The 18,430-nt window shown below is 72.6% G+C and carries 22 protein-coding genes; 14 read left to right on the top strand and 8 right to left on the bottom strand.

The features are described 5' to 3' along the window. Positions 1 to 10 precede the first annotated feature (10 nt). The 4 genes from IE200_RS07785 to IE200_RS07770 all read left to right on the top strand — a co-directional run bounded on the left by IE200_RS07785 (position 11) and on the right by IE200_RS07770 (position 4,175). Positions 11 to 1,354 (top strand): sensor histidine kinase, encoded by a 1,344-nt coding sequence (locus IE200_RS07785; protein WP_191278823.1) that lies wholly within the window; start codon positions 11 to 13, stop codon positions 1,352 to 1,354. After that, the gene (locus IE200_RS07780; RefSeq protein WP_191278822.1) at positions 1,351 to 2,037 is read left to right on the top strand and encodes a response regulator; all 687 of its coding nucleotides are present in this window, start codon (positions 1,351 to 1,353) and stop codon (positions 2,035 to 2,037) included. Before IE200_RS07785 ends, IE200_RS07780 begins: the two co-directional genes overlap by 4 nt. 66 nt (positions 2,038 to 2,103) lie before the next feature. Further along, on the top strand, positions 2,104 to 2,985 hold the full coding sequence (locus IE200_RS07775; RefSeq protein WP_191278821.1) for an ABC transporter ATP-binding protein: 882 nt from the start codon (positions 2,104 to 2,106) through the stop codon (positions 2,983 to 2,985). Continuing rightward, positions 2,982 to 4,175, top strand: a complete 1,194-nt coding sequence (locus IE200_RS07770; protein WP_191278820.1) for an ABC transporter permease — start codon at positions 2,982 to 2,984, stop codon at positions 4,173 to 4,175. The genes IE200_RS07775 and IE200_RS07770 overlap by 4 nt, the downstream gene beginning before the upstream one ends. 27 nt (positions 4,176 to 4,202) lie before the next feature. Here the strand turns inward: IE200_RS07770 and IE200_RS07765 are convergent, their stop codons facing one another. The 6 genes from IE200_RS07765 to IE200_RS07740 are packed head-to-tail and all read right to left on the bottom strand — an operon-like array spanning position 4,203 to position 9,482. Continuing rightward, complete coding sequence (locus IE200_RS07765; RefSeq protein WP_191278819.1) at positions 4,203 to 4,661, bottom strand: YqaA family protein; 459 nt, start codon at positions 4,659 to 4,661, stop codon at positions 4,203 to 4,205. Further along, entirely contained in the window at positions 4,661 to 5,302 is a 642-nt protein-coding gene (locus IE200_RS07760; RefSeq protein ID WP_229856271.1) for a CDP-alcohol phosphatidyltransferase family protein, read from the bottom strand. The genes IE200_RS07765 and IE200_RS07760 overlap by 1 nt, the downstream gene beginning before the upstream one ends. 19 nt (positions 5,303 to 5,321) lie before the next feature. Next, the gene (locus IE200_RS07755) at positions 5,322 to 5,921 is read right to left on the bottom strand and encodes a Maf family protein (RefSeq protein ID WP_191278818.1); all 600 of its coding nucleotides are present in this window, start codon (positions 5,919 to 5,921) and stop codon (positions 5,322 to 5,324) included. Further along, positions 5,918 to 7,621 carry a DUF885 domain-containing protein gene (locus tag IE200_RS07750; RefSeq protein ID WP_229856269.1) on the bottom strand — a complete coding sequence of 568 codons (1,704 nt, stop codon included), beginning with the start codon at positions 7,619 to 7,621 and terminating at the stop codon, positions 5,918 to 5,920. The genes IE200_RS07755 and IE200_RS07750 overlap by 4 nt, the downstream gene beginning before the upstream one ends. A gap of 47 nt (positions 7,622 to 7,668) precedes the next feature. Then, entirely contained in the window at positions 7,669 to 7,899 is a 231-nt protein-coding gene (locus IE200_RS07745; protein WP_191278817.1) for an acyl-CoA carboxylase subunit epsilon, read from the bottom strand. Then, positions 7,899 to 9,482, bottom strand: a complete 1,584-nt coding sequence (locus IE200_RS07740; protein WP_191279082.1) for an acyl-CoA carboxylase subunit beta — start codon at positions 9,480 to 9,482, stop codon at positions 7,899 to 7,901. The genes IE200_RS07745 and IE200_RS07740 overlap by 1 nt, the downstream gene beginning before the upstream one ends. A 107-nt stretch (positions 9,483 to 9,589) precedes the next feature. On the opposite strand from IE200_RS07740, the gene IE200_RS07735 reads away from it, so the two are divergent. The 6 genes from IE200_RS07735 to purE all read left to right on the top strand — a co-directional run bounded on the left by IE200_RS07735 (position 9,590) and on the right by purE (position 14,122). Next, entirely contained in the window at positions 9,590 to 10,387 is a 798-nt protein-coding gene (locus IE200_RS07735) for a biotin--[acetyl-CoA-carboxylase] ligase (protein ID WP_191278816.1), read from the top strand. 55 nt (positions 10,388 to 10,442) lie between these two features. Next, the gene (locus IE200_RS07730) at positions 10,443 to 10,943 is read left to right on the top strand and encodes a PH domain-containing protein (protein ID WP_191278815.1); all 501 of its coding nucleotides are present in this window, start codon (positions 10,443 to 10,445) and stop codon (positions 10,941 to 10,943) included. Then, positions 10,933 to 11,952 carry an adenylate/guanylate cyclase domain-containing protein gene (locus tag IE200_RS07725; RefSeq protein ID WP_191278814.1) on the top strand — a complete coding sequence of 340 codons (1,020 nt, stop codon included), beginning with the start codon at positions 10,933 to 10,935 and terminating at the stop codon, positions 11,950 to 11,952. Before IE200_RS07730 ends, IE200_RS07725 begins: the two co-directional genes overlap by 11 nt. Positions 11,953 to 12,045: 93 nt before the next feature. After that, a complete protein-coding gene (locus IE200_RS07720) occupies positions 12,046 to 12,363 on the top strand; it encodes a winged helix-turn-helix domain-containing protein (RefSeq protein ID WP_191278813.1) in 318 nt (105 codons plus the stop codon). Between the two features lie 26 nt (positions 12,364 to 12,389). After that, entirely contained in the window at positions 12,390 to 13,559 is a 1,170-nt protein-coding gene (locus tag IE200_RS07715; protein WP_191278812.1) for a 5-(carboxyamino)imidazole ribonucleotide synthase, read from the top strand. A 20-nt stretch (positions 13,560 to 13,579) separates the two neighbouring features. Continuing rightward, the gene (gene purE, locus IE200_RS07710) at positions 13,580 to 14,122 is read left to right on the top strand and encodes a 5-(carboxyamino)imidazole ribonucleotide mutase (RefSeq protein WP_191278811.1); all 543 of its coding nucleotides are present in this window, start codon (positions 13,580 to 13,582) and stop codon (positions 14,120 to 14,122) included. Between the two features lie 6 nt (positions 14,123 to 14,128). Here the strand turns inward: purE and arfB are convergent, their stop codons facing one another. Then, the gene (gene arfB / locus IE200_RS07705; protein WP_191278810.1) at positions 14,129 to 14,566 is read right to left on the bottom strand and encodes an alternative ribosome rescue aminoacyl-tRNA hydrolase ArfB; all 438 of its coding nucleotides are present in this window, start codon (positions 14,564 to 14,566) and stop codon (positions 14,129 to 14,131) included. A gap of 34 nt (positions 14,567 to 14,600) precedes the next feature. On the opposite strand from arfB, the gene IE200_RS07700 reads away from it, so the two are divergent. Continuing rightward, the gene (locus IE200_RS07700; protein WP_191278809.1) at positions 14,601 to 15,602 is read left to right on the top strand and encodes a Gfo/Idh/MocA family protein; all 1,002 of its coding nucleotides are present in this window, start codon (positions 14,601 to 14,603) and stop codon (positions 15,600 to 15,602) included. A 6-nt stretch (positions 15,603 to 15,608) separates the two neighbouring features. On the opposite strand, the gene IE200_RS07695 is transcribed toward IE200_RS07700, so the two are convergent. After that, entirely contained in the window at positions 15,609 to 16,049 is a 441-nt protein-coding gene (locus tag IE200_RS07695; protein WP_191278808.1) for a CoA-binding protein, read from the bottom strand. Positions 16,050 to 16,161: 112 nt separating this feature from the next. Between IE200_RS07695 and trxA the strand changes: the two genes are divergently transcribed. The 3 genes from trxA (at position 16,162) to IE200_RS07680 (ending at position 18,346) form a co-directional block, all read left to right on the top strand. Continuing rightward, on the top strand, positions 16,162 to 16,533 hold the full coding sequence (gene trxA, locus IE200_RS07690) for a thioredoxin (protein ID WP_191278807.1): 372 nt from the start codon (positions 16,162 to 16,164) through the stop codon (positions 16,531 to 16,533). An 83-nt stretch (positions 16,534 to 16,616) separates the two neighbouring features. Further along, the gene (locus tag IE200_RS07685; RefSeq protein ID WP_191278806.1) at positions 16,617 to 17,789 is read left to right on the top strand and encodes an acyl-CoA dehydrogenase family protein; all 1,173 of its coding nucleotides are present in this window, start codon (positions 16,617 to 16,619) and stop codon (positions 17,787 to 17,789) included. 77 nt (positions 17,790 to 17,866) lie between these two features. Continuing rightward, on the top strand, positions 17,867 to 18,346 hold the full coding sequence (locus IE200_RS07680) for a hypothetical protein (RefSeq protein WP_191278805.1): 480 nt from the start codon (positions 17,867 to 17,869) through the stop codon (positions 18,344 to 18,346). Positions 18,347 to 18,430 lie beyond the last annotated feature (84 nt).

Genomic DNA, 18,430 nt, shown 5'->3' with positions numbered 1-18,430 from the left:
CCCTCGCCCCATGCCCAGCACGAGCCAGCGCGTCCTGACCTGGTTCGGCGTCGACGACGCGTGGGAGCGCCCGCGCCCGCCGATCGGGCGGCAGGACGTCCTGCTCGCCGCGGGCGTCGAGGTGGTGAGCCTGCTGGCCCTCGAGCTGGTGCGCAGCGCCGGCGGCCTCGAGCGCACCGACGCACCCGTGTGGGCGCAGTGGCTGACGGTCTCGACCGGCGCCGTGCTGCTGCTCGGGCGGAGGCGATGGCCGTTGACCGTCGCGGTCCTCGCCGCGCTCCACATGTTCGTCGCGGGGGTGACCATGCCCGAGGTGATGGGCCAGCTCTCCCTGCAGATCGTCTACTTCGTCGCGCTCCTGTCGGGCGTGGCCTGGGCCCGGGACCGCCGCGCGATGGCGGTCGTCGTCGGCACGATCGTGCTCTTCATGTTCGCCTGGATCGGGTGGCAGTTCGCCGCCGGCTCCGCCCTCCAGCAGTGGATCGACGACGAGGAGTCGCCGCAGCGCACCGGCGCCTTCCCGCCGATCCCGGCGGCGGTCGCGATCACGCTGCTGGTCAACGCCCTCTACTTCGGCGGCGCCATCATCGGCGGAGGCGTGTCGTGGCGAGCCGCGCGGCAGCGCCTGCGGTTGCAGGAGCAGGCCGAGACCATCGCCACCCAGGCGGGACGGCTGCGTGAGCAGGCCGTCGTCGAGGAGCGGCTGCGCATCGCCCGCGAGCTGCACGACGTCGTCGCCCACGGCGTCTCGGCCATGGGCATCCAGGCGGGTGCCGCGCGTCGGGTCCTCGACCGCGACCCGGACGCAGCACGCACCGCCCTCGCGAACGTCGAGGAGGCCTCCCGCGACGCGGTCACGCAGATGCGCCGCCTGCTCGGCACGCTGCGAGAAGGGGCCGGGGACGGCGCCGGCGAGCCCTCGGGGGACCGGACGACCGAGGCAGGCGTGTGCCACCTGCCCGAGCTCGTCGCCGCGGTGCGCGACGACGGGCTGGCGGTCCGCCTCGACGTCGTGGAGTCGCAGCCCGGGGCGGCCGACCGGCTGCCGCCCGGCATCGGGCTCGCGGTCTACCGCACGGTGCAGGAGGCACTGACCAACGTACGCCGCCACAGCACCGCCGACTCGGCCTCCGTGGTGGTGCGCGTCGACGAGACGACGTCCTACGCCGAGGTCGAGGTCGTCGACAACGGCCGCCCGCGGCACGGCACGTCCGGCAGCGGGCTGGGGCAGCTCGGCATCCGCGAGCGGGCCGCCACCCACGACGGCCAGGTCGACATCGGGCCGCGGGTGACCGGCGGCTACCGCGTGCGCGTGCGCTATCCCCTGCGCCAGGACCGGGTGGGGGTGTCATGACGGAGGCGCCGCTGAGGGTCCTGCTGGTGGACGACCACGCAATGGTGCGCTCGGGCTTCGCCATGGTGCTCTCGGTCGAGGACGACATCGAGGTGGTGGGCGAGGCGGCCGACGGTGTCCAGGCGGTGGAGGCGGCCCGCGCCACGCGCCCCGACGTGGTGCTGATGGACGTCCAGATGCCACGCATGGACGGCATCGAGGCCACCCGTCACCTCGTCGCCGACGACCTGGGGCACGTCGTCATCGTGACGACCTTCGACCGCGACGACTACCTCTTCGAAGCGCTGCGCGCCGGCGCGAGCGGGTTCCTGCTCAAGAACGCCGGCCCCGAGCAGCTGCTCGACGCCGTACGCGCCGCAGGTCGCGGCCACGCACTGCTCGCGCCGGAGGTGACCCGTCGCGTCATCGGCCGGATGGCGGGTGAGGCGGTGGCTGGGCCCGCGACGACCGGTCGGGCGGGCGAGCCGCCCGAGCTCGCGCGTCTCACCGCGCGTGAGCGCGAGGTGCTCGTGCTGCTGGCGCGCGGCCTCTCCAACGGCGAGATCGCGGCCGAGCTCGTGCTGGGGGAGGCGACGGTGAAGACCCACGTGTCCAGCGTCCTCGCCAAGCTCCACCTGCGTGACCGGGTGCAGGCGGTCGTCTGGGCGTACGAGGTGGGCCTCGTCCTCCCGACGGAGGAGTGAGCCGCAGGCCGAGTTCCGTCGCGCGGGGGATCCGCGGGGCATCACGCCGGCCGTAGCGTCGTCGCCATGCTGGAGATCCGGGAGCTGACCAGACGGTTCGGTGAGAACACCGCCGTCGACCACGTGTCGTTCGAGGTGCCGGCCGGTCAGATGACCGGCTTCGTCGGCGGCAACGGCGCGGGCAAGACCACGACCATGCGCATGGTCATGGGCGTGCTCGGCATCGACGAGGGGGAGGTGCTGTGGCAGGGCCGGCCGATCACCCGGCTGGACCGCCGCAGGTTCGGCTACATGCCCGAGGAGCGCGGCCTGTACCCCAAGCAGCCGATCCTCGACCAGCTCGTCTACATCGCCCAGCTCAAGGGCATGGAGCGGGTCGCGGCGCGGACCGAGGTGACCGAGCTGCTCGAGCGGTTCGGCCTGGGGGAGCGGACCGGGGACCACCTCGAGAAGCTGTCGCTGGGCAACCAGCAACGCGTGCAGATCATCGCCTCGGTGCTGCCCCGTCCCGTCGCGCTGGTCCTCGACGAGCCGTTCTCCGGGCTGGACCCCGCGGCGGTCGACTCGATGGTCGACCTGCTGCGCGACTACACCCGCGACGGCATCCCGGTCCTCTTCTCCAGCCACCAGCTCGACCTGGTCGAGCGCCTGTGCGACCGCCTGGTCGTGCTGGCCCACGGACGCCGGGTCGCCGCCGGGACGGTGGCGGAGCTGCGCGACGCGGGGGTGCCGCGCTTCCGTCTCGTCCTCGGCGGCGACGCCGGTTGGGTCCGCGACCAGGGCGGCCTCGAGGTCCTCGACCTCGACGGTGGCAGCGCCCTGGTCGAGGTTCGCCAGGACGGGGCCGAGCAGCACCTCGTCGCCGAGGCGACCCGCCGCGGCGACGTCCACGAGTTCGTGCGGGTCCGTCCCGCGCTCAGCGAGATCTACCGGGAGGCCACCGCATGAGCACCCAGCGCGAGACCGACCGCGACACCGAGCCCGCCTGGCTCCTCGTGACCCGCCGCGAGGTCGTCTCGCGCATCACCGACAGGTCCTTCCTCTTCGGCACGGCCTTCATGGTCCTGCTGATCGCGGGCTTCATCGGCTTCACCGCCTGGCAGGAGGACCGCAGCGAGGACGCCACCCTCGCCGCCACCCCCGAGGCCGTCGCCATGGCGACCGCCATCGGGGACGGGGCGCCGCAGGTCGACGAGGACCTGACCATCACCCTCCTCGAGGTCGACGACCGGGCCGCTGCCGAGGCGGCGCTGACCGAGGACGAGGCCGACGCCTGGCTGCACCCGGTCGACGGTGGCTGGCAGCTCACCTCGGAGTCGAGCCTCCAGGACTCGCTGACCACCGTCGTCGAGGCGGTCGTACGCCAGCAGGTGCTGGCCGACAACGCGGCCGGTGCCGGCACGACCGTCGAGGCGCTCGAGGAGGGCAGTGCCGTCACCACCGACTTCCTGCGCGGCGACGCCGAGCAGGCGGCCGTGGCGGACGCCGTGGGGTTCGTGTTCGTCTTCCTCTTCTACTTCGCCGCGCTCGTCTTCGGCATGCAGCTGGCCTCCTCGGTGATCGAGGAGAAGCAGAGCCGGATCGTCGAGATCATCGCGGCGGCCATCCCGCTGCGGCACCTGCTGGCCGGCAAGGTGCTGGGCAACACCGCGCTGGCGGTCATCCAGCTGCTCGTCTACCTCGTGGTCGGGCTGGTCGGGCTCTCCTTCACCCCCTACAAGTCCTTCGTGCCCGCGCTCTCGGGCCCGACGGCGTGGTTCATCGGGTTCTTCCTCGCCGGCTTCGTCGCCCTTGCCTGCCTGTGGGCGGTGGCGGGCTCGCTGGCCTCGCGCACCGAGGACCTGCAGGCGACCTCGACGCCGTTGACCATGCTGATGCTGGTGATGTTCTTCGGCGGTCTGTCCCTCGACGGGCGCGGCCAGGTCATCGCCTCGTTCGTCCCGCCGGTGTCGGCGGTCGTCATGCCCAAGCGGATCCTCGCCGGTGGGGTGGAGTGGTGGGAGCCGCTGGTCGCCCTCGGCCTCCTGGCGGTCTTCGCCGCGATCACCGTCTGGGTCGGCGAGCGCCTCTATCGTCGTGCGCTGCTGCAGACCGGCGGGCGGGTCAGCCTCCGCCAGGCATGGTCGGCAGCGGAGTGAGCCTCCGCCGCTGACCCGCGGCCAGGATCAGAACACGTCGAGCAGCGACGACGTCCCCGCCACCACGGCCCAGAACCGCAGCCCGCGCCCCAGCAGGCCGGTGACCATGAAGATCCAGAACGGGACCCGCAGGGTGCCGGCCAGCACCGCGGTCACGGCGTACGGCGGGATGCCGGTGCTCGCGGAGACGAACAGCAGTCCGGCGGTGAACCACGGCCGCCCCTCGGCGCGCGCGTGCCACGTCTCGAGGGACGCGCGCGCCTTCGGCTTCTCGAGCTGGCGGTGCACCCACGGGGCCCGGTCGAGGTGCATGCCGCCCCAGTACCAGAGGACCTTGCCGAGCATCTGCCCGACGGTGGCCGCGACGAGCAGCCCCCACAGGTCGTGCGGGGACTGGGTGACGGCCACCGCGAGGATCGCCTCGATGTTGATCAGGGGGAGCAGGGCGGAGGCGATCGACGCGCCCATCACGCTCCAGAAGAGCATCAGCCGACGGCCGCGGGGACGGGCAGTCCGATCCGCACCAGGCGGTGCAGCGAGACGCACTTGAGGACCAGCAGGGCCGAGGCGATGACCAGTCCGACCCACATCCAGCCGGTCACGAGCAGCAGGACGGCGAAGAGCGCGCTGTTCACGGCCTTGGAGGGCTTGGACCAGTTCCACAGCCACGTCGGCCGGTCGACGACGAAGAAGTAGTTGGGGCTGCGCACCGGCCACGCGAGGAACGCGATCGACAGGAACAGGTCGACGACCATGAACTCGGCGAGGTAGACGAAGATCGCCGGCGACAGGTCGGGCTGGAGCCACGCCAGCCCGACGTAGAACGCTGCGGCGTTGAACCGGTCGCACAGGATGTCGAGCACGGCGCCGATGCGGGTCTCGCAGCCGCGCAGCCGGGCGTACAGGCCGTCCAGCATGTCCCCGACCCAGTAGACCGCGAGCGCGGCGACCAGCAGCGCCAGGCTCTGCTCGTGGGCGGCGACGGCGGCCAGGACCACCGAGACGATCGTCCGGACCCCGGTGATGACGGTGGCGCCGGTGAGCAGCCGCTCCTCGCGCACCCCGTAGAGGTCGTCGGGGTCGGGCACCGGCTGCGCCGCCCACCTGTCCTGCACCCCGCTCCCCACGGAGCGTGATGCTAGCGGGTCACCGCCACAGGTCGGGCCACGCGTGGCCGAGCTCGAGGACGAGCTCGCGCAGCAGCGGCAGGCTGACCCCGACGACGTTGTGGTGGTCGCCCTCGATCCCTCGGATGAACGCACCGCCGAACCCGTCGATCGTGAACGCGCCCGCGACGTGCAGCGGCTCGCCCGTCGCGACGTACGCCTCGATCTCGTCGTCACCGACGTCGGCGAAGTGGACGACGGTCGACGCGGTGGCCGCCGCTACGCGCCCCGACGCGGTGTCGCGGAGGCTGTGCCCGCTGTGCAGCACACCCGTGCGCCCGCGCATCGCCTGCCAGCGCCGGCGGGCCTCGTCGGGGTCCAGGGGCTTGCCGAGCGGCTCGCCGTCGAGCTCGAGCACCGAGTCACAGCCCAGGACGAGGGACCCGGTCGGTACGTCGCTGCGCGCCGCTACGGCCGCGCACTTGAGCTCGGCGAGCTGCAGGGCGAGCTCCGCGGGCGGCAGGTCGGTCACCTGGTCCTCGTCGACGCCGCTGACGATGACGGTCGGCTCGAGCCCGGCGGCGCGCAGCGTCGCCAGCCGCGCGGGCGAGGCGGACGCGAGGACGAGCGTGGTCCTCACAGGCGCTCCAGGGCGGTGCGCAGCGGGTCGAGGCCGAGCGAGCCGAGGTCGAGCGCCTCGCGGTGGAAGGCCTTGAGGTCGAACGCGTCGCCCTGTCGGGCCCGGACGCCGGCGCGTGCCTCGAGCCAGATCCGCTCGCCGACCTTGTAGGACGGCGCCTGGCCGGGGAGGCCGAGGTAGCGCTTGACCTCGAACTGGATGAACTCGTCGTCCATCCGGCAGTGCAGCCGCATGAACTCCAGCCCGAGCTCGGGCGTCCAGGTCTCGCCGGGATGGAAGGGCGCCCCGCCGGCACCGAGGCGGTTGTCCTCGGGGATCTGCAGCTCCAGGTGCATGCCGATGTCGACGATGACGCGCGCGGCGCGCAGGGACTGGCCGTCGAGCATGCCGAGCAGGTCGGCGGGGTCGTCGAGGAAGCCGAGCTCCTCCATCAGTCGCTCGGCGTAGAGCGCCCACCCCTCGCCGTGGCCGCTGCACCAGCACATCAGCCGCTGCCACCGGTTGAGGGTGTCGCTGCGGTAGGCGGTCTGCGCGACCTGCAGGTGGTGGCCGGGCACCCCCTCGTGGAACACGGTGGTGACCTCGCGCCACGGGTGGAAGTCCTCGATGCCGTCAGGCACCGACCACCACATCCGGCCCGGGCGCACGAAGTCCTCGGACGGCCCGGTGTAGTAGATGCCGCCGTCGTTGGTCGGGGCGAGCAGGCACTCGATGCGCCGGATCGGCTCCGGGATGTCGAAGTGCACGTCGGTCATGGCCGCGATCGTGTGGTCGGCGAGCTCCTGCATCCACACCCGGAACGCCTCCCGGCCGTGCACGACCCGCGCCGGGTCGGCGTCGAGGTGCGCGACGGCCGCGTCGACGTCGGCCCCGGGCAGGATCCGGTCGGCGGTGGCGGCCATCAGGTCCGAGAGCCGCTGGAGCTCCACCCAGCCCCAGGCGTACGTCTCGTCGAGGTCGACGTCGGCGCCGAGGAAGTAGCGGCTCGCGAGGGCGTACACCTCGCGACCCACCGCCTGGCGCTCGGCGCCCAGGGGCTGCAGCTCCTCGCTGAGGAACAGCCCGAGCTCCGCCGTGGCGGCGCTCGCGGCACCCGCGAGCGCCCGGAGCCCGGTGCGGTCGGCCACGTCGAGCCGCTCGACGAGGCCGAGGAAGAAGTCGCCGGCCTCACCCGCCTGGCCGGTCCACCGCCGCACCTGCTCGGCGACCTCGGCGTACTGCCGCGCCGCGACGACGTTGCCCTTGCGGGCCTCCTCGGTCAGCGTGACGCGCAGGCCCTCGAGGGCGGTCGGCACGGCCGCGAGACGCGCGGCGATCGCCGCGACCGCCTCCTCGCCCTCGGTCGGCATCAGGTCGAAGACGCCGCGGACCTCGTGCAGCGGGCTCCACAGCACGGACATCCGCGACCGGTTGACCCCCGCCTCCTCCAGCTCGATCTCCAGCCGGGTCCGCTCGAGGAAGGCGTCCCTGGCAGCGGCCTCCCGGTCGTCGACCGGCGTGGCGGCCTCCACCGCCGAGACCGCCTCGCGGGCCAGGGCGAGGCGGGCGTCGAAGCCGGCGGGCGAGAAGTCGGTCATCTCGTGCTCGTGCCCCCCGACGCCGACGGAGGTGGCGGCCAGCGGGTCGAGCGCGCAGTAGTCGTCGACGTAGGCGTCGCAGAGGGCGTCGATCCGGCGCTCGGTCAGGTGGGGTTCGGTCACGCCGCCGACCCTAGCCGCGCGACCCCCACCGGACGCCGCCGTGGCGGTCAGCGCGGCAGGGCGCTCGCCCGCCAGGCGCCGGGACCGCTGCGGTGCGCCTGTCGTACGCCGCGCGCCGGGTGGTTCCACGTGGGTCGCGGCGCGCGGGGCGGCTCGCCCCCCGCCGAGCCCAGGGCCGAGAAGACCGCCACGAGCGCGGCGATCTCCTCGGGGGTCGCGTCGGGGTCGACGACGGTGAGCAGGGGTGGCTGCTGGTCGGCCTGGTCCTGGTCGGCCATCAGAGCGGGATGTTCCCGTGCTTCTTGGGCGGCAGCGTCTCCCGCTTGGAGCGGAGCAGGCGCAGCGCGCGGACGACCTCGATGCGGGTCTCGTGGGGCGAGATGACGGCGTCGACGTAGCCCCGCTCGGCGGCGATGTAGGGGTTGGCGAGCGTCGTCTCGTACTCCTCGATGAGCTCGGCGCGCCTGGCCTCGACGTCGCCGCCGGCCTCGGCGACCTTCTTGAGGGTCTTGCGGTGCAGGATGTTGGCCGCGCCCTGGGCGCCCATCACGGCGATCTGCGCGGTGGGCCAGGCAAGGTTGATGTCGGCGCCGAGGTGCTTGGAGCCCATCACGTCGTACGCGCCGCCGTACGCCTTGCGGGTGATCACGGTGACGAGCGGGACGGTGGCCTCGGCGTAGGCGTAGATGAGCTTGGCGCCGCGCCGGATGATGCCGTCCCACTCCTGGTCGGTGCCGGGAAGGAACCCGGGCACGTCGACGAAGGTCAGCACGGGGATGTTGAAGGCGTCGCAGAACCGCACGAAGCGGGCGGCCTTCTCCGAGGCGTCGATGTCGAGGGTGCCGGCGAACTGCATGGGCTGGTTGGCCACGACGCCGACCGACTGCCCCTCCACCCGGCCGAAGCCGATGAGGATGTTGGGGGCGAACAGCTCCTGGACCTCGAGGAAGTCCTCGTCGTCCAGCACGGCGGTGATGACGTCGTGCATGTCGTAGGGCTGGTTCGCGCCGTCCGGGATGATCCGGTCCAGCGCGCGGTCGGTGCCGGTGACCTCGAGGTCCGGCACCTCGTCGAAGGCCGGCGCCGGGTCGAGGTTGTTCTGGGGGAGGAAGGACAGCATCGCCTTGACGTACTCGATGGCGTCCTCCTCGTCGGAGGCCATGTAGTGGGCGTTGCCGGACTTGGTGTTGTGGGTCCGGGCGCCGCCGAGGTCCTCCATCGTGACGTCCTCGCCGGTGACGGTCTTGATCACGTCGGGACCGGTGATGAACATCGCCGAGGTCTGGTCGACCATCACGGTGAAGTCGGTGACGGCGGGGGAGTAGACGTGGCCGCCGGCGCAGTTGCCCATGATCAGGCTGATCTGCGGGATGACGCCCGAGGCGTGCACGTTGCGGCGGAAGATCTCGCCGTAGAGGCCGAGGCTGACCACGCCCTCCTGGATCCGGGCGCCGGCGCCCTCGTTGATGCCGATGATCGGGCAGCCGGTCTTCATCGCCAGGTCCATGACCTTGGTGATCTTCTCGCCGTAGACCTCGCCCAGCGAGCCGCCGAAGACGGTGAAGTCCTGGCTGAACACGCACACCATGCGTCCGTTGACCTCGCCGTAGCCGGTGACCACGCCGTCGCCGTACGGGCGGTTCTTCTCCAGGCCGAAGGCCGTGGAGCGGTGGCGGGCGAGCTCGTCGAGCTCGACGAAGGTGCCCTCGTCGAAGAGCATCTCGATGCGCTCGCGGGCGGTCTTGCGGCCCTTGGCGTGCTGCTTCTCGATCGCCTTCTGCGAGCCCGCGTGGACGGCCTCGTCGAGGCGGCGCTCGAGGTCGGCGAGCTTGCCTGCGGTCGTGTGGAGGTCGATGTCCATCTCCTGAGGGGGGACGTCGGTGCCCTCACCCGGCTGTGCACTCACGCGGTGGCCTCCTGTTGGCTGGCTGGTCGCTCGGCTTGCTGGCTCTGGGGCAATCTAGTGCCATGAGCGACGCACCGGCACCGCGCCCACCCCTCGATCCCTCCCGGCTCGCGGTCCCCGCCGGGTGGCGGGTCGAGGTGGAGGAGGCGATCCCCTCCACCAACGCCGCGCTGGCCGAGCGTGCCCGAGCAGGGGAGGAGCCCGGGCTCGTGCTGGTCACCGAGCACCAGACGGCCGGCCGCGGTCGCCTCGACCGGGCGTGGGAGACGCCGGCCCGCTCCTCGCTCACCTTCTCGGTGCTGCTGCGCCCCGACGTGCCCGTGGGCTCGTGGTCGTGGCTGCCGCTGCTCACCGGGTACGCCGTGCAGGCCGCGCTCGCCGACCGGCTGCCCGACATCGCCCTGAAGTGGCCCAACGACGTGCTGGTCGACGACGGCTCGGGCACGGGCCGCAAGGTGTGCGGCATCCTCCTCGAGCGGGTCGAGGCCCCGGACGGCCCGATGGCCGTGGTCGGGGTCGGCATCAACGTCGACCAGACGCTCGCCGAGCTCCCGGTCGCGACGGCCACCTCGATCTCCCTCGAGACCGGGGAGCCGGTGGAGCGCACCGGGCTGCTCGGCCAGGTGCTCGGGTCGTTGCACGGCCTGTTGCCGCTGCTCGACGACGTCGACTCGTTGCGCCGGGCGTACGCCGACGTGTGCGTCACGCTCGGCCGCACGGTCGACGTCCACCTGCCGGGAGGGGACGTACGCCGGGGCGAGGCGCTGGACATCGACGCCACCGGCGCGCTGGTCGTGGCGACCGACGACGGTGCGCTCACCGTCGCCGCGGGCGACGTGGTGCACGTGCGCCCGGCCTGACGGCCGCTGCGCGGCCTGCCTAGTGGTCGGGTGCACCGGGTGACATGATCGGCGCGTGGCCTACCCGACCAAGCTCCTGAACCCCGGAGAACACGTCGTCGTCTCGACGCGGACGCACCCCAAGGCTCTCATCCTGCCGGGCCTCGCGGTCGTCGTCGCGCTGGCGCTCGCCCTCGTCGCGAGCGGCCTCGTCGACGGCGCCGCGCGCATCGTCGTGTGGGTGCTGTTCCTCGCGGTCGTGGTGTGGTTCGTGGCCGGGCCGCTGCTGCGGTGGGCGACGACGACCTACACGTTCACCAACCGCCGGTTCATCAAGCGCTCGGGCTTCATCGCCAAGGAGGGCCGCACGATCCCGCTCAACCGGATCAGCGGCGTCGACTTCGAGATCGGCGTCATCGACCGGGTCTTCGGCTGCGGCACCCTGGTCGTCTCGGACGCCAGCACCGACGGCAGCGTCGAGCTGCACGACATCCCCCGCGTCGAGCAGGTGCAGCTCCAGGTCTCCGAGCAGCTCCACCTCCTCTCCGGTGGGGACCGACGCGACGATGGCGCCTGAGCGCAGGCGCCGCGGCGAGCCGCACGACGCCGGCGGTGCGGGTGCACCCGGCGAGCAGCTCGACCAGGCGATCCTGGGCAGCGCCCCGCAGTTCAACGCCCTCGAGGTGGCCGCCGAGACCGGCGTGACCATCGAGCAGACCCGCCGGCTGTGGCGCGCGCTCGGCTTTCCGGAGTTCAGCGGCGAGAAGGCCTACACGGCCGCGGACGTCGAGGCCGTCGGCACGCTGATGGGGTTCGTCGACTCCGGCGCGGTCGACTTCGACATGGCGGTCAACCTCACCCGGGGCGTCGGGCAGACCATGGCCCGCCTCGCCGACTGGGAGGTCTCCACGCTCGTCAGCAGGGTGGAGGAGCTGGAGGCCGGCGAGGAGGCGACCGGCTCGCGCATCGGGTCGGCGCGACGCCTCATCGACGAGGTCAACCCGCCCTTCGAGCGGCTCCTGGTCTATGCCTGGCGTCGTCACCTCGCGGCCGCGGTCGGCCGGATCGAGGCGATGGGCGCCAAGGACGAGGACCTCTACACCATCGACGTGACGGTGGGCTTCGCCGACCTGGTGTCCTTCACCGCCCTGTCCAACAGCCTCGACCGTGACGAGATCGGCGACCTCGTCGAGGTCTTCGAGAGCCGCTGCCAGGACGTCGTGGCCCGCTACGGCGGCCGGATCATCAAGAGCCTCGGCGACTCGGTCCTGTTCGTCACCAACACCGCCGAGGAGGCCGTGGGCGTGGCCGAGGGGATCATCAACGTGATCGGCCGCGACTCCAAGATGCCCGACGTGCGCCTCGGCCTGGCCAGCGGGCCGGTCGTCCAGCGCCTCGGAGACATCTTCGGCCCGCCCGTCAACATGGCTGCGCGGCTCACCCAGGTGGCCCGGCGCAACCGGCTGATCGTCGACCAGAACACCGCCGACCTGCTGCCCGCCGACGAGTGGGAGAGCCGGCGCCTGCCGGCGCGACCGGTGCGTGGCTTCGGCCTGGTGGAGCCGGTCGCCGTACGCCGTCGCTGACTCGCGCGACCGTGGTCAGGGTGGACCAGACCAGTCGGGCAATTTTCACCCATAAGGACCACCCGGGCCGTGCGCGGTCCCTACGTTCACCTCGTGCTGGCTGTGCAGGACGTGCGACTGGACCCCGCTTCGCGCCGGGTCTGGCGGGGCGAGGACGAGATCAGGCTCTCGCGCAAGGAGTTCGAGCTGCTGCACGCCCTGATGGCGCGACCGGGCGACATCGTCACGCGCGGCGAGCTGATGGCCGACGTGTGGCAGACGTCGTTCTACACCAACTCCAAGACCATCGACGTCCATCTGGGCTGGCTTCGCCGCAAGCTCGGCGACGACCCTCGCAGCCCGGTCCTGATCACCACGCACCGCGGTCGAGGTCTGCGATTCGAGACGTCCGCGGACACCGTCGCCAGCTGACCATGGGCCTTCTATAGGCTCGCGGCGTGTCCTCGACCGGATCGCACCGTGCCCCCACGCTCGCCGTCGTCGGAGGTGGTCAGCTGGCCCGGATGATGGCCCAGCCCGCCATCGCGCTCGGCCTCCCGCTGCGCCTGCTCGCCGAGGCCGAGGGAGTCTCGGCGGCCCAGGTGATCCCCGACCACATCGTCGGCGACTACACCGACCTGCCGACCCTGCGACGCGTGACCGCAGGAGCGCGCGTGGTGACCTTCGACCACGAGCACGTCCCCACCGAGCACCTGCACGCGCTCGAGGACGACGGGCTCGCCGTACGCCCCGGACCGGGCGCCCTGGTGCACGCCCAGGACAAGGCCGTCATGCGTCGGCGCCTCGCCGAGCTCGACGTGCCGTGCCCGCGCAACGCGGTCGTCACCTCGACCGCCGACGTGGAGGCGTTCGGGCTGCCGTGCGTGCTCAAGACCACCCGCGGCGGCTACGACGGCAAGGGCGTGTGGGTGGTGCGCGCCCTCGACGAGGCCCAGGTGGCCTTCGACGCCGCCGCGGAGGCGGGGGTGCAGGTGCTGGCCGAGGAGCTGGTCGACTTCCGTCGCGAGCTCTCCGCGCTCGTCGCCCGATCGCCCAGCGGCCAGGCCGCGGCGTACCCGGTCGTGACGTCGACCCAGCTCGATGGCATCTGCCACGAGGTGATCGCCCCGGCGCCGGACCTGGCGCCCGCGCTCGCCGGCGAGGCGCAGGAGATCGCCCTGCGCGTGGCCGGTGCGCTCGACGTCACGGGCATCCTCGCCGTCGAGCTCTTCGAGACCACCGACGGCCGGATCCTGGTCAACGAGCTGGCGATGCGCCCCCACAACACCGGCCACTGGACCCAGGACGGCGCCGTGACGTCCCAGTTCGAGAATCACCTGCGCGCCGTCATGGACCTCCCGCTGGGTTCGCCGGCCCCGCGCAACCGCTGGACCGTGATGGTCAACATCCTCGGTGGACCCACCGACAGCGGACACCTCTACGACGGCCTGCCGCACGCCATGGCCCGCGACCCGCACCTGCGGGTGCACCTCTACGGCAAGGACCTGCGACCCGGGCGCAAGGTCGGCCACGTCAACGCCTACGGCGACGACCTGGAGGACTGCCTCGAGCGTGCGCGGCACGCGGCCGCGTGGTTCCGCGGTGACCTGGGCGACGAGAGCGAGTGACGACACGTGAGGACGGTCCGATGAGCCAGACGCAGGGACAGCAGCCGGCCGTGAGGGTCGGGGTCGTGATGGGCTCCGACTCCGACTGGCCGGTGATGCAGGCCGCCGGGGAGGTGCTCACCGAGCTCGGCGTCGGGTGGGAGGCCGACGTCGTCTCCGCGCACCGGATGCCCACCGAGATGGTCGCGTGGGGCCAGCAGGCCCACACCCGCGGGCTGTCGGTCGTCATCGCCGGCGCCGGCGGCGCGGCCCACCTGCCGGGCATGCTCGCCTCGGTGACGCCGCTGCCGGTCATCGGCGTCCCGGTGCCGCTGAAGTACCTCGACGGCATGGACTCCCTGCTCTCCATCGTGCAGATGCCCGGCGGCATCCCGGTGGCCACGGTCGCCATCGGCAACGCCAAGAACGCCGGCATCCTCGCCGCCCGGATCCTCGGCACGAGCGACCCCGAGCTCCAGCAGCGCCTCGTCGACTACCAGGCGGGGCTCGCCGAGACCGCGCACGCCAAGGGTGAGGTCGTACGCCGCGCCGCCGCTGGCGACGCCCCCCGGGTGGGTTTCTAGCGTCGGCTACTGGTCCCGGTCCCGCACGCGACCGCGTAGGGCCTTGGTCGAGGCCCGCTCCTTCTTCGCCCGCAGCCTGCGCTCCTCCGACCCGCGCGAGGGCCGGGTGGGCCGGCGCGGGGGCGGGGGCGGGGCGAGGGCCTCGCGCAGCAGCGCGGCGAGCCGCTCGCGCGCGGCCACGCGGTTGCGGTGCTGCGAGCGGTGCTCGGAGGCAGCGACCGAGACGCGCCCGTCCGGCCACCGGCGCAGGGCTCGCGCGCGCTGGACGTCGGTGAGCGCGCCCGAGCCGGCGACGTCGTAGTCCAGCTCGACCCGGGAGTCGGTCGTGTTGACCGACTGCCCGCCCGGGCCGGGGGACTTCGAGAACCGCTCCACCAGCTCGGCGGCCGGCACCACCAGGCCCTCGGGCAGCCCGGGGCCCGCGGGCACGTGGAGGTCTCGCACCCCTCCATTGTGGCCACGGCCCTAGGGTCGGGGCATGACCACACGCTGGGGAATCGCCGCCACCGGTCAGATGGCGGACGCCTTCGCCTCCGACCTCGCCCACCTGCCGGACGCCGAGATCGCCTTCGTCGGCAGTCGCTCGTCCGAGGCCGCCACAGGGTTCGCCGCACGGCACGGCGGCGCGGCAGCCGGCTCCGGCACCTATCGCGACCTCGTCGAGGCGGGGCGTCGTGGGGACGTCGACGTCGTGTACGTCGCCACGCCCCACCCCCAGCACCACGCGTTCGCCCTCGCCGCGATCGAGGCCGGGACGCCGCTGCTGGTGGAGAAGGCCTTCACCGCCACCCTGAAGGGCGCCGAGGAGGTGGTGGCCGCCGCCCGCGCGGCCGGCGTGTTCTGCATGGAGGCGATGTGGACCCGCTTCCAGCCGGCGCTCGGCCACGTCCGCGAGCTCGTCGGCGCGGGCGAGATAGGCGATCTGCTGATGGTGCAGGCCGACTTCGGCGCGCACCGCGCCTACGACCCGTCCAGCCGGCTCTTCGACCTCGCCCTCGGCGGCGGGGCCGTGCTCGACCTCGGCGTCTACACCGTCTCGCTGGCGCAGCACTTCCTCGGCCGTCCCGACCGGGTCGTGGCGACCGGCACCACCTATCCCAACGGCGCCGACCGCTCGGCAGCGATCAAGCTCGCGTACGCCGACGGGCGCGCCGCCTCGCTGACCTGCACCCTGGCCAGCCAGACCCCCGGGGGTGCCGTGCTGGTCGGCACCGAGGGAACGATCGAGCTCGTCCCGCCCTTCCACCACCCGACCCGGGTCGTCGTGCGGCGCAACGGTGCGGATGCGGAGGAGGTCGAGCTTCCGGCCGTCGGTCGCGGCTACGTCCATCAGGCCGAGGAGGTCCAGCGCTGCCTGGCCGCCGGGCTCACCGAGAGCCCGGTGATGCCTCTCGACGACACGCTCGACGTGCTGTGGGTGCTGGAGGAGTGCTTGGGCCAGCTCGACATCGACATGGCCGAGGCCCCGGCCGCGCTCTAGCGGGACTCAGCGACCCCGGCGGCGCCACTCGATGGCCGGGCACGTGTCCATGACCATCGGTACGCCGGCGGCCGTGGTGCGCTCGAAGGCCGCCTCGTCGACGACGCCGAGCTGGAGCCACACGCCCCTGGCGCCGATCGCCACCGCCTGGTCGGCGAACTCGCCGGCCGCCTCCGAGCGGCGGAAGACGTCGACGACGTCGACGGCGAACGGCACGTCGGCCAGCGTGGCGTAGCCCTGCTCGCCCAGCACCGCGGGGGCGCCCGGGTCGGCGAAGACGGGGTGGATCGGGACGATCCGCTTGCCACGGGACTGCAGCAGCGAGGCGATCGAGTACGCCGTACGGCCGGGGTCCCCGGACAGCCCGACGACCGCCCACGTGTCGAGCTCCTCCAGCAGGTGCTCGACGGTGGCGGGGTCCTGCCAGTGGGTGCTCACGGAGGTCATGCGACCACCGTAGTCAGGAGCCGGTGAGGACCGGGAATACCCCAGGGGGTATCAGTGCTGTGCTGGACGGAGCTGCCGCGACCGGCGCTCCGACCCACCGAGAGGAGCCCCTGTGAGCACCGTTGCCCTGACCGCCGCCGACTTCGAGACCACCGTCGCCGACAACGAGATCGTGATCGTGGACTTCTGGGCATCCTGGTGCGGCCCGTGCCGCCAGTTCGCCCCCGTCTTCGAGGCCGCCTCGGCCCAGCACCCGGACATCGTCTTCGCCAAGGTCGACACCGAGGCCGAGCAGGGGCTCGCCGCCGCTGCGCGGATCACCTCGATCCCGACGCTGATGGCCTTCAATGGAGGCGTCCTCGTCTTCTCCCAGCCGGGCGCCCTGCCCGCTGCGGCGCTGGAGGAGCTGATCACGGCGGTCCGCGGACTCGACCTCGAGGCCGCGCTGCGTGACGCCGAGGCGCAGGAGCGTCGCGGCGCCTGACGTGGGCAGCGTCCCGGCGGGGTGGTCATCGCCACACCGCCGGGCCCTCCACGCGGATGGTTGGACATCCTAGAATTCCCCGCATGAGCGAGTTCCCCCTCTACGTCCTGTCCGAGGAGCACCAGGCGATCCGCGAGGCCGTACGAGCCGTCGCCGACGCCAAGATCGCACCGTTCGCGGCGGCCGTGGACGAGGAGGCCCGCTACCCGCACGAGGCCGCCGAGGCGCTGCTCGCGTCCGACTTCCACGCCCCGCACGTCCCGGAGGAGTACGGCGGCGCCGGCGCCGACGCGCTCGCCACCGTGCTGGTCATCGAGGAGGTCGCCCGTGCGTGCGTGTCCTCCTCCCTCATCCCGGCGGTCAACAAGCTCGGCTCGCTGCCGGTGCAGATCGCGGGCTCGGAGGAGCTCAAGCAGACCTACCTGACCCGGCTCGCCAAGGGCGAGGGCGGGTTCTCCTACTGCCTCTCCGAGCCCGACGCGGGCTCGGACGCGGGTGGGATGAAGACCCGCGCGGTGCGTGACGGCGACGAGTGGGTGCTCGACGGCGTGAAGCGCTGGATCACCAACGCGGGCGAGTCGGAGTTCTACACCGTCATGGCCGTCACCGACCCCGAGAAGAAGACCCGCGGCGGCATCTCCGCGTTCATGGTCGAGAAGTCCGACGAGGGCGTCTCCTTCGGGGCCCCGGAGAAGAAGCTCGGCATCAAGGGCAGCCCGACCCGCGAGGTCTACCTCGACAAGGTCCGCATCCCCGCCTCGCGGATGATCGGCGAGGAGGGCACCGGCTTCACCACCGCGATGAAGACCCTCGACCACACCCGCGTCACCATCGCCGCGCAGGCCGTTGGCGTCGCGCAGGGTGCCCTCGACTACGCCCTCGACTACGCCAAGGAGCGCCAGCAGTTCGGCAAGTCGATCGCCGACTTCCAAGGCCTGCAGTTCATGCTCGCCGACATGGGGATGAAGGTCGAGGCGGCGCGGCAGATGACGTACGCCGCCGCCGGACGCTCCGAGCGTGGCGACGACGACCTCACCTTCTTCGGCGCGGCCGCCAAGTGCTTCGCCTCCGACGTCGCGATGGAGGTCACCGTCAACGCCGTGCAGGTGCTCGGCGGCTACGGCTTCACCCGCGACTACCCGGTCGAGCGGATGATGCGCGACGCCAAGATCACCCAGATCTACGAGGGCACCAACCAGGTCCAGCGGATCGTGATGGCACGGCAGCTGCTCGCCGGGGTGCAGTCGCAGCTCTGACCGCTGCCGCAGGGCCCGGGATGTCGCGATTCCCGGGTGCGGCATGAGCGGCGGCGCCCCGGGGTACGGGGTCGCCGATGCCGAGCTTCGAGGACGCGTGGACGAAGCCACCCCAGGGGTGGCTGGTCGCGTGCGTGATGGCTGCCCTGTTCGTCCTCATGGGCGCTTCCGGGGACGACGTCTTCGCCCGCCACGTCGGCATGTCGGCCTCGTCGTCCGAGCTGCTGGCCGAATCGTCCGGCGTCGGCGCTGCGACCGCGACCACCGAGCGTCCGGGCGACCGAGCGACCGCGGGTGTCGCGCCGGTCCACGGGACCGGTGACACGACCGTCGACGGCAGGGGTGCCGCGCACGTGCTCCACCTGCTCGGCGCCTGCGTGGCCGTGCTGGTCGCCGGCGTCCTGCTCCTGCGAGCACGGGGGCTGTGCAGGTGGGCGAGGCGCGCCACGTCCGCCCTGTCACCTCGGGTCGCCCTGCCCGCTCCCTGGCTGGCCGGCCTGCGCCGCGGCCCGCCCCGCCTGAGCCCGCCCCGCTCCTCTCCGGTGATCCGGACGTAGGCCATGCGTCAGCTGCGCCCCGGCACGTCCGTGGTGCGGCCCTCGATGCACGGTCCACGACCCCTCACCAGAGATGGAGACACC

Source organism: Nocardioides flavus (ex Wang et al. 2016) (assembly GCF_014653115.1).
Lineage (GTDB): Bacteria > Actinomycetota > Actinomycetes > Propionibacteriales > Nocardioidaceae > Nocardioides > Nocardioides flavus.
The sequence above is the reverse complement of the archived record's forward strand: the minus strand, read 5'-3'. Positions and strand labels throughout refer to the sequence as shown.

Excerpts from the sequence above, each read along its gene's own strand:
- IE200_RS07700 (WP_191278809.1), top strand. The coding sequence starts at position 14,601 with ATGACCACACGCTGGGGAATCGCCGCCACCGGTCAGATGGCGGACGCC.
- IE200_RS07765 (WP_191278819.1), bottom strand. The coding sequence starts at position 4,661 with ATGCTCTTCTGGAGCGTGATGGGCGCGTCGATCGCCTCCGCCCTGCTC.
- IE200_RS07735 (WP_191278816.1), top strand. The coding sequence starts at position 9,590 with ATGAGCGACGCACCGGCACCGCGCCCACCCCTCGATCCCTCCCGGCTC.
- IE200_RS07780 (WP_191278822.1), top strand. The coding sequence starts at position 1,351 with ATGACGGAGGCGCCGCTGAGGGTCCTGCTGGTGGACGACCACGCAATG.
- IE200_RS07680 (WP_191278805.1), top strand. The coding sequence starts at position 17,867 with ATGCCGAGCTTCGAGGACGCGTGGACGAAGCCACCCCAGGGGTGGCTG.
- IE200_RS07740 (WP_191279082.1), bottom strand. The coding sequence starts at position 9,482 with ATGGACATCGACCTCCACACGACCGCAGGCAAGCTCGCCGACCTCGAG.
- purE (WP_191278811.1), top strand. The coding sequence starts at position 13,580 with ATGAGCCAGACGCAGGGACAGCAGCCGGCCGTGAGGGTCGGGGTCGTG.
- IE200_RS07685 (WP_191278806.1), top strand. The coding sequence starts at position 16,617 with ATGAGCGAGTTCCCCCTCTACGTCCTGTCCGAGGAGCACCAGGCGATC.
- IE200_RS07725 (WP_191278814.1), top strand. The coding sequence starts at position 10,933 with ATGGCGCCTGAGCGCAGGCGCCGCGGCGAGCCGCACGACGCCGGCGGT.
- IE200_RS07785 (WP_191278823.1), top strand. The coding sequence starts at position 11 with ATGCCCAGCACGAGCCAGCGCGTCCTGACCTGGTTCGGCGTCGACGAC.
- IE200_RS07775 (WP_191278821.1), top strand. The coding sequence starts at position 2,104 with ATGCTGGAGATCCGGGAGCTGACCAGACGGTTCGGTGAGAACACCGCC.
- IE200_RS07695 (WP_191278808.1), bottom strand. The coding sequence starts at position 16,049 with ATGACCTCCGTGAGCACCCACTGGCAGGACCCCGCCACCGTCGAGCAC.
- IE200_RS07745 (WP_191278817.1), bottom strand. The coding sequence starts at position 7,899 with ATGGCCGACCAGGACCAGGCCGACCAGCAGCCACCCCTGCTCACCGTC.
- IE200_RS07770 (WP_191278820.1), top strand. The coding sequence starts at position 2,982 with ATGAGCACCCAGCGCGAGACCGACCGCGACACCGAGCCCGCCTGGCTC.